Source organism: Paenibacillus sp. FSL K6-2393, assembly GCF_038002545.1.
In the GTDB taxonomy this organism is placed as follows: Bacteria; Bacillota; Bacilli; order Paenibacillales; family Paenibacillaceae; genus Paenibacillus.
In genome coordinates this window covers 3122792-3137482 of the sequence record NZ_JBBOCU010000001.1, presented here as the reverse complement: position 1 = coordinate 3137482, position 14691 = coordinate 3122792, and the positions used below count along the sequence as shown (strand labels likewise).

General features: G+C 49.8%; 11 protein-coding genes. All 11 read right to left on the bottom strand.

Annotated elements, in window-relative coordinates; genetic code table 11:
• Positions 1-10 precede the first annotated feature (10 nt).
• Positions 11-1228 carry a Xaa-Pro peptidase family protein gene (locus MHI14_RS14000; RefSeq protein ID WP_341130558.1) on the bottom strand — a complete coding sequence of 406 codons (1218 nt, stop codon included), beginning with the start codon at positions 1226-1228 and terminating at the stop codon, positions 11-13.
• A complete protein-coding gene (locus MHI14_RS13995) occupies positions 1221-2066 on the bottom strand; it encodes an ABC transporter permease (protein ID WP_340914360.1) in 846 nt (281 codons plus the stop codon). Before MHI14_RS13995 ends, MHI14_RS14000 begins: the two co-directional genes overlap by 8 nt.
• Positions 2059-2976, bottom strand: a complete 918-nt coding sequence (locus MHI14_RS13990) for an ABC transporter permease (protein ID WP_133385116.1) — start codon at positions 2974-2976, stop codon at positions 2059-2061. The genes MHI14_RS13995 and MHI14_RS13990 overlap by 8 nt, the downstream gene beginning before the upstream one ends.
• Positions 2973-4103: an ABC transporter ATP-binding protein gene (locus MHI14_RS13985; protein WP_341130557.1), complete on the bottom strand. Its 1131-nt coding sequence runs from the start codon at positions 4101-4103 to the stop codon at positions 2973-2975. Before MHI14_RS13985 ends, MHI14_RS13990 begins: the two co-directional genes overlap by 4 nt.
• A gap of 72 nt (positions 4104-4175) precedes the next feature.
• A complete protein-coding gene (locus MHI14_RS13980) occupies positions 4176-5312 on the bottom strand; it encodes an ABC transporter substrate-binding protein (RefSeq protein ID WP_133385118.1) in 1137 nt (378 codons plus the stop codon).
• Positions 5313-5380: 68 nt separating this feature from the next.
• The gene (locus MHI14_RS13975) at positions 5381-7354 is read right to left on the bottom strand and encodes a hydantoinase B/oxoprolinase family protein (RefSeq protein WP_091029586.1); all 1974 of its coding nucleotides are present in this window, start codon (positions 7352-7354) and stop codon (positions 5381-5383) included.
• Positions 7351-9399, bottom strand: a complete 2049-nt coding sequence (locus MHI14_RS13970) for a hydantoinase/oxoprolinase family protein (protein ID WP_091029585.1) — start codon at positions 9397-9399, stop codon at positions 7351-7353. The genes MHI14_RS13975 and MHI14_RS13970 overlap by 4 nt, the downstream gene beginning before the upstream one ends.
• A gap of 41 nt (positions 9400-9440) precedes the next feature.
• A complete protein-coding gene (locus MHI14_RS13965) occupies positions 9441-10169 on the bottom strand; it encodes an FCD domain-containing protein (RefSeq protein WP_245838229.1) in 729 nt (242 codons plus the stop codon).
• 250 nt (positions 10170-10419) lie between these two features.
• Positions 10420-11082 carry a class II aldolase/adducin family protein gene (locus MHI14_RS13960; RefSeq protein WP_289389429.1) on the bottom strand — a complete coding sequence of 221 codons (663 nt, stop codon included), beginning with the start codon at positions 11080-11082 and terminating at the stop codon, positions 10420-10422.
• A gap of 70 nt (positions 11083-11152) precedes the next feature.
• A complete protein-coding gene (locus MHI14_RS13955) occupies positions 11153-12643 on the bottom strand; it encodes a rhamnulokinase (protein ID WP_289389431.1) in 1491 nt (496 codons plus the stop codon).
• Between the two features lie 125 nt (positions 12644-12768).
• On the bottom strand, positions 12769-14559 hold the full coding sequence (locus MHI14_RS13950; RefSeq protein ID WP_341130556.1) for an L-fucose isomerase: 1791 nt from the start codon (positions 14557-14559) through the stop codon (positions 12769-12771).
• Positions 14560-14691 lie beyond the last annotated feature (132 nt).

Sequence of the window (14691 nt, the reverse complement as noted above, 5' to 3'; positions counted from 1 at the left end):
CCATTTATCGTTATTTAGTGAACAGTTTCCGCTCCATATGGGTCAGAAACTCATAACCATCTGGCGTTACAACAATTGTATCTTCGATTTGGAATCCACCAGCACCTAGCTCGTAATATGGTATCTCAACACATAACACCATACCGGGCTCCAGTATCCGCTGGTCACCCGGGGAGAGGGTTATATCGTCGTACAGTTCCAACCCGATGGCATGTCCGACATGCTGACGTCGGTAATGCGGAATCCCCTCACGCTGTACGCGAGACACTGCAGCATGGAATACTTCCGACGCCCTGACGCCAGGGCGCACGGTTTCAAGTGCTGTCTCCCATCCACTTTTGACCGCAGCAAAATGCTTTATCATCCAGGCGGTAGGCTCCCCTGCAACAACCGTGCGGCCCGTATCTCCCCAGTAACCTTCCAGCTGTAGGCAAAGATCGAAACGGATCTGATCTCCGGTCTCAATCGTATGAAAATAATTTTCAATGAGTGGCAACGCACTGCGTGGCCCTGCCCCTACCGCTGTCATTGCTGGAGTTCCACCTGCTCGCATCACAGCCAGACGATAATGATCGGCAAGTTGCTTCTCATGAATACCTGCGGCAATCAGGTCAATTAGTTCCTGCTCAATCCGTTCATTTAATTGGGCAGCCTGACGAAGTTGCTCGATTTCAAAAGGTGTCTTGACCAAGCGGATTTCTCGGAACAACTTATATGCAGGAATTACCGGTCTGTCAGGAACCTCCTCCTTGATTCTCGTCAGAATATCGGGAGCGATCCGCATCTCATCGATTCCAATCGGCTGATCTTCGATCTCAAGCTGTTTTAACGCTGCCTTGAGTGCTTCAACAGGACCTGGATGAATAACCGTCGTTTGCAGGAGAGAATAAAAGAGATCAATGTCGTCAGTGGAAGGTTTGCCTTCAATTGAACCTTCCACGAAGAAATCACTGTAGGCAAATATATCTACCCCCGTAATACCGAACTGGGCCACAACGCCCAACCGATTCGTTGGAATGATGATACACGGCTTAGCAGATCTGTCGGCAGGCAGAACCGCATAAATCTGCATGGTCCAGTTGCTTGCACGCAGCTGGGACCCGATGACATAGTGAATGTTCTCCGGAGTAGTTGCGATCAGGGCGCTTAGCCCCTTAGTTTTCATCACTTCTTCCGCCCGGTCCCGGTTCAGACCTGAGCTATGGGATAGATGCTGTGAATTATTCATTTTGATCCAGACCTCCTTTTATTTTCCTGCGACCAAACAAACTTTCAAGTCCTGGTACAGAGCGCAGCACTAGTTTAATCGTCATAAACAGAGCCAGCGCAAACGCGATCAATACAACAGACACCACGGCTATCGTTGGGTCCTGCCATTTCTCCATATACAGGAATAGCTGTATTGGCAGCGTGTAGCTGTCCTGACGGAGCAACAGCAGTGCAGCCTCAACCTGATCGAAAGTGAAGACAAAAGCGATTGACCCTGACAGAAGCAGGGATAGTCGGAGCTGTGGCAGCGTAATTGTGAAAAAAATGCGCATCGGCCCTGCGCCAAGGTCCGCGGCAGCTTCCCGATGAGCCGGGTGCAGATTGGCTAACGCACTGCCCACAATAGTGAGCACAAATGGAAGTACAATGACCGCTTCACCCAAAATAAGTGCAAACAGTCCGCCTGCAATATGCATTTTTGAGAATAAAATCAGGTATGCAATACCCAGCGTAATTTTTGGCATAACCATCGGAGATACAAAAAATGCCCTTAAGATACCCGAGCCCGGGAAAGGGTATTGCACGATTGCTAGCGCAGCAAGCGTACCTGTAATCAAAGCCAGCAGAACCGCCCCTGTAGAAGCAATAAGGCTGTTCTTGAATGCATCGAGAAACTGGGTCTGCTCACTCAGATTGGCATACCACTTCAAGGTGAGACCTTCCGGGGGAAATTTGCTGGCTGAACCTGAGCCTACAGATGTCAACATAATCATCAGCAGTGGCAGCAGCAAATAAATCGCTACGGCACCCACAAAGATGTAGAGTAACAGCTTGGTGCCCCTGTTCGACTTAACCATACGCCTGACCTCCCTTACGGGAACGACGGAACATCAACGTTTCTGCTCCTTTATTCACAAGCAACGAAACAACAATGGAAGACACAAGTAAAAACAGGCTGGCAACCGCAGCCATCGGCCAGTTGGTGTCCAAGGTTCGCTGGTATATAAATACCGGAAGTGTCATGACTCTTCCCCCGCCGATCAGTTGTGGTGTGGTGAACGCGGTGAGGCATAGCGTGAACACAATCTGTACCCCGCTTGCAATACCTCTTGCCGATAAAGGCAGGGTAATGGTCAGGAATGTTCTCCAGCTGCCCGCCCCCAGATCCTGAGCAGCTGCCTTTAAGGAAGCGTCACTTTGGGACAGTACATTCAGGATCGGAAAGACCATAAATGGCAGGAAAATATGGACAAGGGCCACCACAACACCTGTCTCGTTGTATATCATGCTGAATCCTTCCTCGGTTAGCCCCAGACGGATGAACAGCCAGTTCATGAAGCCCTGTTTGGACAACAAAAGCTGCCATCCGTAAGAACGCACAACCGCACTGACCAGTAGCGGAAGAAACGTGAGCAGCAGCAACAATTGCTTCATGCCAGGTTTCTTTAGACCCGCAATGCAATAGGCCAGCGGATAGGCAAGCAGAAGACTCCATAGCGTAACCTTGAAGGCAATGCGAAACGTTGTGCCAATCAGCTTCCAATAATAAGGGTCGGACAGAAAAGCACGATAAGCTCCTAAATCCCAGCCCCGAATAAGCTTTCCATTCTCATACATATCAAAGCTATATCTGCCAAAGATCATCAACCCGCCCAGATACACGATGCCCATCAGAGCAAGCGCAGGCAACAGAAGCAGCAACCGGGTTACCCATGTGCGGTTTCCAAAGGAATACAGATTCACGATCCGTTCCGCGATCCGGTTCATATTCTTGCCCCCTGTACACGGTCATCAATGGGTTCGGATAACAAGAGCGCGTTCTCTGGGTCAAAGCCGATTTGTATTAGCTCACCTGGACTGTAACGTGAAGCTCCCCGCTGATGCAGCATACTGGCCTGAACTAGAAAACCCTCAGCAATCTGCACACTGTATCGAATATTTGCTCCGCCATACACCGCTTCAATCACATGTCCATCCAGCTTGTTCAGGCAGTGAGTTGCATCTTCTCCAAGTCGAATATACTCATTGCGGATCGATAAGGAATGTCGTGCTCCCGCTTTCGGTACAGCATTTCCATCACTGACTTTCACCAGTAATGGCTTGCCGAAGCATTCCACCCGAATTCCATTCACCTCATGTCCTAACACTTCCGTCTCAAAGAGATTGGTATCTCCAATAAACTTGGCTACGAAGCTATCAGCTGGTCTTTCATAGATTTCATCAGGGGTTGCATATTGAAGCAGCTTTCCGGCGCGCATGACGCCAATTCGGTCAGACATATTCATGGCTTCGCTCTGATCATGCGTTACAAAGATAAACGTTCCGCCAAATTCACGCTGTATCCGTTTCAGTTCACGCTGCATATCTAGACGCAGCTGCATGTCCAATGCAGAGAGAGGTTCGTCAAGCAGCAGCACTTCAGGTCTGTTAATCAGTGCGCGAGCAATGGCGACGCGTTGGGCCTGCCCCCCGGACAGCTCAGATACCGCACGCCTGCCATAGTCTCCGAGCTGGACCAGATCAAGCATTTCACCTACCTGTCGTTGGATATCGGCTTTTGGTAACTTCCTCACCTTTAGTCCATAGGCAATGTTGTTGAATACATCCATATGAGGGAACAACGCAAGCTGCTGAAAAATCATGTTGCTGTTGCGTCCATAGGCCGGGATGCCGGTAACATCCCGGCCTCCCAGCATAATGGTGCCCTGATCCGGCTGCTCAAGTCCGCCAAGCATGCGCAGCAGTGTGGTTTTGCCACAGCCACTCGGACCAAGTAAGGAAACGAATTCACCCTTTTTCACTTGGAGTGTTACTTGATCAACGGCGGCTCGCTTACCATAAGTCTTCGTGACTTCCCTTGTTTCAATGGATATGGTCTCTTGTCCGCTGCTCATCTCTGATTCCCTCCCATCCATTCCAGGTTCATAACAGAACCCGGAATCGTTGTGTGCCTGGCAACAATCCTTTTATTGAAGCTTTGTTTTCACGAGTCGATCCCATAGTTCTTTCCAGGAAGAACTGTTCTGTGCAAGCACATCCCAGTCTGGATTAATGCCGTTACTTTGCGTTTCGACGGAGAATGAAGGATCATCCTTGTACTTGTCCGGAACTGCAGCTGTCGTACTGGTTACTGGTGTACCCGTTGCTTCTGCGTATTGTGACAGCGCCTCTGCGCTCAACAATTCGTTAATAATTTCGTTTGCAACACGTGTCTGCTCTGGTGTTGAGCCTTTCACTACCTGAAGTGTATACGGGAAAGAGATGGCACCTTCACTCGGATATGCTACGGCGAGTGGAGAACCGCCATCAATCCATGTCTGTGCAACCTGTGCACTGAATGGGGCAATGAGAGCATCACCTGACTCCAGCAGTGCCTTCAGCTGATCATTGGATGAAACCAATGTGCCAATCTGGTCACTGCGATCTGCCCAGAACTGGAAGGCTGGCTCGGGATTATCATAGGATGCGCCAATCTCTTGACCTTTGGTAGCAATCAGTGGAGAGATATAGGAATAGAACATGTAGTCCCAAAGCGCAGTTTTTCCTTTGAACTCCTCGTTATCCCATAGATCGTTCCAGCTGGTAGGCGGCGTTTTCACCAGGTCTTTGTTATACACCAGGGCAAAGCTCGAAACGCCCCAGACCACACCTTTATTATCAGGCTTGTGGAAGGATTCCGGGATATCCTTGATATTGGTCACGATACTTGTATCCAGCGGCTCCCACATGTCATCATTCAATCCTTTTGCCGTCGCATCTGCATTGAAGTAACCGAAGTTAACCACCGGATTGTTTGCATCAGCCTGCTTGCCTGCGACCATTTTTGGGTACATTACCGAATTGGAGGATTCCTCAAAGGTGACTTCAACGTTGGGATGTTCTTTCACATACTCGGCAACCACTTCTTTGGGTACAACATCCTGATTGGAGCCAGCCCAGATAAACATCGTCAGCTTAACTTTGTCTCCGCTTGCTCCTGAAGAGTCGCTCTCTCCGGCAGTATTACTTGAGCTGCCTGCTCCACCGCAGGCCGAAAGCACCAATGTACCGGCCAGTGTCAGAGAGGCGAGGCTGAGAAAGCGTTTTTTATTGGATTTGAACATGCAAATTCCCCCATCCATGTAGTTGGTTTTACCGATATGACAGAACTAGATAGTCTCCATACCCTTGATCAATGCAACCCTATTTGCTGGCGTAAACCTTCCATAATGTCGGATATCTCCCGTGGATCTACAGATAGGGAATCCTTATACTTCTCCTCTACAACGCCCATGGTCTGACGCTTCAGGTAGTCTCTCAGTGCCAGCGGAACATTCAGCAAGGCCTGATTCAGCGTTACCTGCATCTCATCGCTCCATATGTCTTCAAATTGCTCCCGCGCTTTGCCATAGGCGAATTCCTCCTGCTGCCGTGGTCGCTTGGCTCGCATTAGTTCGGTATCGCTCTCGTTCAGCTCCAGGCCGTCAATCACAACACCGTATAACTCAAGGGCTTTCTCCGGGGATACTAGCCCCCTTCTTACATCCTCCAGAACTAGGCGTGGGTCACGTTCAAGTGGATCACCATATCCGCCTCCGCCTTGCGACAAGAACGTAACCGTTTCTCCAGGTTGAAGCAACAGCTCATCAATTCTTCCCAGATGATCCTCACTTGCACGTCCAGCATTGAGAATCGCTTCTCCATGTGAACCTACGCCACCACCGAGCCTGCCCCAAGGCTGAAACTCCATACGTTCCATGTTTCTGGCCGTCATCACCGTATCCGGTGTTAGAATTCTGACACATAAATCAATCCCACTTCCACCGCGGAAGGTTCCTGCACCTGCCGAGTCGGCACGAAGACCATAATGTTCGATCAACACAGGCATCTCGGATTCCACCGTTTCCACAGGAATATTCCGAAGATGACCGACCGCAAAATCCATGCCATCAATGCCGTCTTTCATCGGCCTAGCTCCCGAACCTCCGCAGATCGGCTGAATCACACCAACCTTTTTCTTGCCATCGGATGCATCTGTCATCGCCATCATGACGATGCAGGCTTGTCCAGCTCCTGCCGCGGGAACCATACTGCCCTGAGCTTTTCCCAAAGCACCCGTGATGACGTCCATAAGCCGGATAAAGGTCGCAGCACGTGCCCCAACTGCTGCCATCGGCTCCGGGTTAAGTACGGAAGCAGGCGGCGCGTAATTTCGCACCATGCGAATCATGCCCGAATTCCAAGGAATGGTCGGATCGAGCGTACGGAAATAACGAATAAGTGCGGGCACCAGCATGTAATGCCCCTGTTGGTTGTGGGTGGGAATGTTGAATGAAGCCCTGACCTGAGGATCGGTGCCGCTAAAGTCCAGATGAATGTCACTGCCTGCGATCGTCATTTTGCAGCGTAACCGGATAGGATATCCCCCTGGTCCTTTCTCCAGGTAGTCCCAGAAGTCATAGGAACCGTCCGGGATATCCTGCACGATAGCACGTGCCTTCAACTCGGCGTATTCCAGCAATTGTTCGATGCCCTGCTGAATTTTTTTCATGCCATAACGTGCAATGAGTTCCTCAAGCCGCTGCTCTCCCCGATTCAATGCAGCCATAAGTGCTTTGAGATCACCGAGATTTTGCTCCGGAATTCGGCTGTTGTCCAGAAACATGCTCAGGATCTGCTCGTTCAGAACACCAGCTTCATACAGCTTGACTGGTGCGATTCGAATGCCTTCCATATGAATATCGTAGGCGCTGGGAGATACGCTCCCCGGTACCTTGCCGCCCACATCGGATGAATGAACAAAGCACATGCCGTAAGCGATGATTCGCCCTTCGTGAAAATAAGGCTTGATGAGATGAATGTCTGGAAGGTGTGTGACCATGCCTTTAGTGGAATAAGGATCATTACATATGACGAGATCCCCTTCTTTCCAGTCTTCTATGCTGTTAATGGTCGCAGCAGCAGGGATGCCCAGGGACAGATTGTAACCCGTCTCCAGCGGTGACCCGAACGTTTCCCCGGATGGAGATAAGAGGTAGGTTCCAAAATCGCCCGTTTCTTTGACAAAAGCGGTGAATCCTGTGCGCAGAACAACATTCGCCATTTCTTCCACGGCAGCTTGAATCCGGTTGTTAAAAATCTCAAGAAAGACCTTGTCGCCGATCATGCTTCCACCTCCCCAATCACGTTCCCGTGGCCATCCCGGTATACTTTATATCCAGGCGGGATAAAGATCGTTGTATCATATTCCTCCACAATAACGGGCCCAGGGATGGGAGCATCCACCGATGGAATCTGTCCCCTTTTCAGTACCTTGGCTGTCTGCTGTACATGGTCAAAGGTTATGATCCTTTCTTCTGCTGTACTCTCATCGAATGGCAAATCTGCCGGAGCTACCGTGTTATGGGTAGGCAAAACACCAACAATGGTCGCTCTGAGACTTACAAACATAACCTCTGCCTCTGGCTGACTAATGCCAAACACGTTTTGGTAAGACGTATGGAATTTAATCCCTGCCTTCTTGGGATCTTCAATTTCTTCCAATGTCAGCGTGACCTCGAGATCAAAGGCCTGTCCCTCATATCGCATATCCGCACTGTATAGGCAATAAATATTGTCCAGCTTGACACCACCACGGGCTTCCTCATCGACCCAGCTACGTCCCTGGTTTTCCAATTCAGTGAAAAGAGATCTTAATTCACCAGACTCCAGAGTCTGGGTACTTTTGTGTAACGTATGAACGAAATCATTGCGAAGATTGGCAACCGTGCAGCCCATGGCACACAATGTTCCCGGAGATGGCGGGATCAGTACTCTGCCGATACCTACCTCGCGTGCCATCAAAAAAGCATGCATCGGACCAGCTCCACCATATGCGAGCAACGTAAAATCGCGGGGATCAACACCCTTGCGAGCCATGAGGGGAGAAAACTGGGCGTACATATTGGCAGTTGCCACATCAAGAATGGCTTGTGCAGTCTGTTCGGCATTCAGTCCAAGCTTCTCTCCCAGATTGCCCAGAGTACGCTCTGCAAGTTCGGGATACAGACGCATTTGTCCCCCAAGGAAACGGTCAGCGTGCAGGATACCGAGCTGTAGATAAGCATCTGTGGTTGTCGGCTCTTCTCCCCCACGCTGATAACAGGCTGGACCGGGGTTGGCTCCCGCGCTGCGTGGCCCCACCTTGAGTACGCCTACGGAATCAAGCCAGGCAATTGAACCACCACCTGCTCCTATAGCCGTTACATCAACAGCAGGAATGATAACAGGAAAATCACCAACTTTGTTCTCGGATGAATAGGCTGGTTCTTTGTCAATGAGAGCAACATCCACGCTTGTCCCACCCATGTCAAATGTGATGACCTGATGAATCCCAGCTCGTTCAGCGATATGGGTCGCGGCGATTACACCGGAAGCAGGCCCGGATAGGAGCGTGCGTACCGGCTCATTGGCCGCTCTGGCAGCCGTCATAATTCCACCGTTGGACATGGTCGACAGCAAGTTGGCTTTGAGGCCGTATGCCTGAATCCCTTCTTGCAGACGCAGGAAGTAAGACCCCATTCGTTCACCTACATAAGCATTCATGGCCGTTGCGAGTGTTCGTTCGAACTCACGCTGTTGTGGCCAGATGGCGCTGCTTCGGCAGATGAACAGTTGCGGATAACGTTCCCTGATCAGATCTTCCGCAAGCTGCTCATGAGCAGGATTCACATAAGCATGTAAAAAACTGATCGCCAAAGCAGTAACGCCATCTTCTACCAGCTCATCCACCGCTTGCAGCAGCTGTTCCTGATTCAGTGGCTGAAGTATCCCCCCACTTGCAATCACCCGTTCATCAACTTCCTTGACACGATGTCTCGGTACTAACGCATCTGTCTTGTCACCGTACAGATTGGTTGTATCCTCAAGTCGCAACCGCCGGATTTCAAGAATATCGCGGAATCCTTTAGTGACCAGCAGACCTGTAACCGCACCATTTCGTTCGATTAACGTGTTGACGCCAAGTGTTGTTCCATGCACAAATAGATCAATCTCACGAATGTTCACACCATTCGCCTTGAGTTGATCAAGTGCGTTAAAAATCGCCTGTTCCGGAGCTGTTGCAATCGATGGCGTCTTGAGCGCCGCAATCACGCTGCCCTGATGGTCCATCACCAGCGCATCCGTGAAAGTACCTCCGATATCTATGCCTAAACGGTAGATTGTGTCCACAAGCTCAACTCCTTTATCACAGGGTCTCATTCTAAGGTAAGTTATTGGTTTTGCATGGCGAAATAACGTTTGACATCATCGATCATTTGGTTGATATGATTCACCATTGCCGCTTCAGCCTGCTCCGGAGAGCCTGCTACTATAGCATCCAGAATCTGCTGATGATCCACAACTAATTCACTTCCTACTCTCCGGCGAATATACGCGGTTTCCAGAAAATCGCGGCTTGTCTCCCATACCAGTTCAACCGCGTGCAGAAGAATTTGGTTTTGCGCAGCATAAGCCAGCAATCTGTGAAACTCCCGGTCCTCCTCGTATGGTATAATATTCTTGGAAAGCAATTCATGCTGGTTGGCAATAGATGCTTGCAACAGTACTATGTATTCTTTCGAGGCACGTTGTGCTGCCAGGGAAGCGATCTCCCGCTCAAGCGCCCTTCTGGCAACGAGAACATCTAGCAGAGCCTTTTCCCCGGAATGGTTCAGCATCTGAATTAACTGTGAATTCACGCTTTGTTGCTGCAAATCTTTTTCCAACGTCTTCATTCGATCCAGACCCTGTTCGGTCAAAGTCCTTCCCTTGCGACCTTCCAGAACTGTAAAACCTTCAACATCCATCTCCATAAGTCTTCTTCCGATGGTTGCCTGACTCAGACCATACGTTTTGCCCAAAGTATGAACCAACGTACTGGCCCCGATGGGAGCATTAGCGTCTCGAAGCTGCTTTAGCAGTTCGTATTCCAACTCCATTTCGTTTAGCTCAGGACCCACTGATTTCACCCCTCTTAGATACTTAATTGTTTTTTAATCTTCTTCGTAGTTGTTACTCACTGATGATTAACGTTAGTATACCTTGCAGGCATCACAATTTCAACAATTCTCATCAAATTAGTACGAATTATTTCCTCAGCTATACTCTGCGCTTTTTCAAATCAAAATTAAAATTAAAAAAGAGCATTTCACATCCTTTATTCCAGCGTTTAACTGAAGGATGCAATCTGCCCTTAATATAGCAATCTTTTCAGGACTTGAGTTGTTGCAATAACTGCACACGGTAGGCTTCACTTTCAAGGGATTGAATTTCCTTATATTCTTCAGCAGTTAACACTTTGGGTTCCCCGGCTGCCTTGGCGATCATATATACCTTCGCGCTTTCTTCCACCACCTGAGTGCGGTAATAGGCTTCGCGGAGGTTTTTACCGGTCGTAACCAATCCGTGATTGACGAGAATGAGTGCCGTATGTTCTTCTACCTTGGCTGAGACTGCATCGGCAAGTTGCTTCGTTGTTGGCAGAACATATGGAACGAACCCGATATCGCCCACCAATGCAGACTGATCAGGGAACAAGTGTGGCAATTCATCGAAAACAAGACTGAGTGCGATCGTATATGCCGGATGCGTATGCACAATGGCTTGGATATCAGGATTCACACGATAACTATACAGATGCATTAATACTTCGGAAGATGGACGTGTTGATCCTGCGCTAGTTTCCCCTGTCTCGATATCAATAGCGATCCACTCGTCCGGTTCCAGGTCTTCAAGTGCATAACCACTTGGAGACAACAACATCGTTCCCCCAGAACGAGCGCTCAGATTCCCACCCGGTCCTACCACCAACCCTTGGGCAACTGCTCTGCGGGCATATTTCGTCAACTCTTCCCTTATTTGCTGTTCAGACATGTTGCTCACCACTCCTCATACTTTTCTTTTTAGCATTTTGCGTTAATGCTCATTGCATTAAATCGGTTCATTACCTTTTGATTTGATTCAGACTTTGGTAGTTTTCATAAGCTTCTTGCCAAAGCTCTGTATCCTCAGGTTCATAGGTCTCGGGGGAAAAGGAAGCAGCCATGACCTCCCGTACCTCGGCCAAACTACGCACTTCTCCATGCGCAAGGAATTGCAGCATGCAATTTCCCGCTGAAGTCGCCTCTGCCGGCCCTGCCACCACCGGTACACCGGCTGCATTGGCTGTAAACTGGCACAATAGTCGATTGTGCACACCGCCACCAACCATATGAATGACACGAGGTCTTGTACCTGTAATCAACTGCAGTTCATCCAGCGTTTGTCTGAATTCCAGTGCAAGACTTTCCAGAATGCAGCGTACAATCGCTCCAGTCGTTTTGGGTACAGTCTGTCCGGTGAGACTGCATTGTTGCCGTATTCGTTCAGCCATATTTCCTGGCGCCAAATACACGCCATCTCCCGGCGATACATAACTTTGATGCGGCGTTGCCAAGGTAGCCAATTGAATCAGTTCTTCATGTGTAAAAAGTTGATTCTCCCGCTCCAACTGTCGTTTGCATTCCTGTAGCAGCCACAGGCCTGAACGATTTTTCAGGGTACGTACTTTGCCATTCACGGTCCCTTCATTGGTGAATCCTAATGCACGACTTCGGTCATCCAATACAGGCGTATCACGCTCCACCCCCATAAGAGACCAGGTTCCACAGCTGATAAAAGCGAAATCCGAATCCATCGCAGGAATCGCTGCCAAGGCAGATGCCGTATCATGTGATCCCACAGAGACTACCTGCATCGGTCCAGTCCGTAACTCCGCGCACAACTCATTCGTTAAATTGCCCAGCACGGTACCGGGCTGAACGAGTTTTGGAAATAATGTTTCCGGTATACCGAGACGCCCGATCAGATGTTCATTCCAACGCGCCTCGCCTGCATGCAACAGCCCACTCGTACTTGCAATCGTATACTCACAAGCCTGCTGACCGGATAGATAATAGTGAAATAAATCCGGCATAAATAACATGCGCACATCCGGACGCAAACCTTCGGCCTGCTCTCGTACACTGCCTAACAGTTGGAATACCGTATTGATTTGTTGCGGCAGAACGCCGGACATGGCATACAGTTCTTCCTCTTTCACCATGTGCAGAACTTCTTCCATCCACTGCGCATTACGTGCTTCCCGATAGTGACGCGGATTCGAGCATAATCTTCCCGCCCCATCCACCAGTCCATAGTCCACTCCCCACGTATCCACAGCTATAGAACGGACCGATGGAGAGATGCCTTGCGTCCCTTTCACAATTCCTTGTTTTAATTCATGAAAAAGTCGCAAGAAATCCCAATACAATCCGTCCCTCAGCTGCACAGGTTCGTTGTTAAATCGATGCACTTCTTGTAACGAGAGTTTGCTTCCATCAAAAGAACCCCGGACAACGCGTCCACTACCAGCGCCATAGTCGGCAGCAAGCACATGTGTTGCTTGATTGCCCATTCTACCAAGCCTCCTTAACTCTACGCGATAAGCCGTATTCGAGATCTGAACACAGCCTTCAAGAGAACGCCATGTTACCTTCATTTCATAAGGAACATGGCGTTTGACAGGAATGGAACTTTATTTTAACGATACAACGGGCCAAACACACTGCAAGCACGGTAGTCTGCACTCTCCGGCTCACTTGTGCCGAACAATCCCCATGCACGGGGACGGAAAATTTCCGTTTCAGGTACATTATGCATATTTACCGGAATGCGAAGCATGGAAGCAAGTGTAATCAGATCAGCACCGATGTGTCCGTACGAGATGGAGCCATGGTTGGCGCCCCATTGATTCATGACCTCGTATACGGAAGTAAACGCTCCCGATCCGGTTAGAATAGGCGCAAACCAGGTAGATGGCCAGGTTGGATCTGTCCGCTGATCCAGCGTATCATGCACATCTTCAGGCAGATCGACCGTGTAACCCTGAGCGATTTGCAGCACTGGTCCCAGTCCTTTGACCAGATTCAGGCGTGTCATCGTTACAGGCATGCCACCTTTGGTCAGGAAATCCGCTGAATAGCCGCCACCGCGGAAATACTCTACGGATGCCGGTCTCCACGATGTAGCTTTCAGGCAGCCCTGAACTTCCTCATCTGTAATTTCCCAGAAAGGCTTAAGGACAGGCTTCCCGTCTCTGGACTGTTGTCCTGTGCCATCCAAAGCTGCGGAACCGGAGTTAATCAGATGCAGAATGCCATCCTTCGCGTTTCCTTCCAACTGGTGCCCCGTCACACGCTGTACTGAATCCGGGCTCCAATACGTACGCACATCAGCGAAGATCTGTGCCGTATGTGTCAGCAGCGAACCGAATAACATCGATACCCCGTTCAGGCTGTCATTCTCCGTTGCAACCAGATAAGGCGCACGTTTGCCATTCCAGTCAAAGGAAGAATTTAATATCGACTCCAGAAAATCTCCGTTCGGAGAATGATCCGTCCACTGCCGTTGTCCCTGGAAGCCGGATACAATTGCGTGGTGACCCATCGATTCCTCTGTAAAACCAAGCTCTGCCAATCTTGGATTGCCAGCCATCAAGTCACGCACGATTTGGGTCATTTTCACAACCGTTTCCCATTCGTACTCTTTGCGTTTACGATCTGTTTGCAGATGGGCAGCGTTGTTGTCCGGACCTTCGCTACAATTCTCCTTCACCCAGGCCAGTGCGAGCTTATACTCCTCAGGATCGTAGATTTCTTCTTCGATCCGGCGAGTGAGTTCGCTCATATCCACGTATTCATTGCGCATGCCCAGATACTCCTGGAAAAATGAATCGTTCACAATCGAGCCTGCGATCCCCATGGATACCGATCCAATGGACAGATACGCTTGCCCTTTCAAGGTAGCGGCAGCAAGCCCCGCACGGCTGAACCGGAGCAATTTCTCACGCACATCATCGGGAATGGTTGTATCCCCTCCGTCCTGCACATCCTCTCCATAGATCCCAAAGGCCGGAATCCCCTTCTGTGCATGGGCAGAGAGAACTGCCGCCAGATATACAGCACCCGGACGTTCAGTCCCGTTAAAACCCCAGATAGCTGTAGGAATGGATGGTGACATGTCCATCGTTTCCGTACCATAACACCAGCACGGTGTCACGGTGATCGTTACGCCCACGTTGGAACGGCTAAACAGTTCTGATGCTGCGGCCGCTTCGGCCACTCCGCCAATACAGGTCTCGGCCACAACACATTCCACCGCGGACCCGTCAGGATAACGCAGTTCGGCTGCAAGCAGTTCCGCAACAGATGTCGCCATCCGCATCGTTTGCTCTTCCAGTGACTCCCGAACACCCTTGCGTCTTCCATCAATCGTGGGACGAATACCAATCTTGGGGAAAGCCTGCTTATAACGATAATCCTGATGTGTCATACTGGAATGTCCTCCTTCAATTCGTTTCATAGAGTTTGGGTTGAATTGAGAAACCTTCTGTCTGATCCATATGCATTGATTGGAATGAGATAATGACGGAAATACAACCGATACCCGAGTGGCACACAAGAG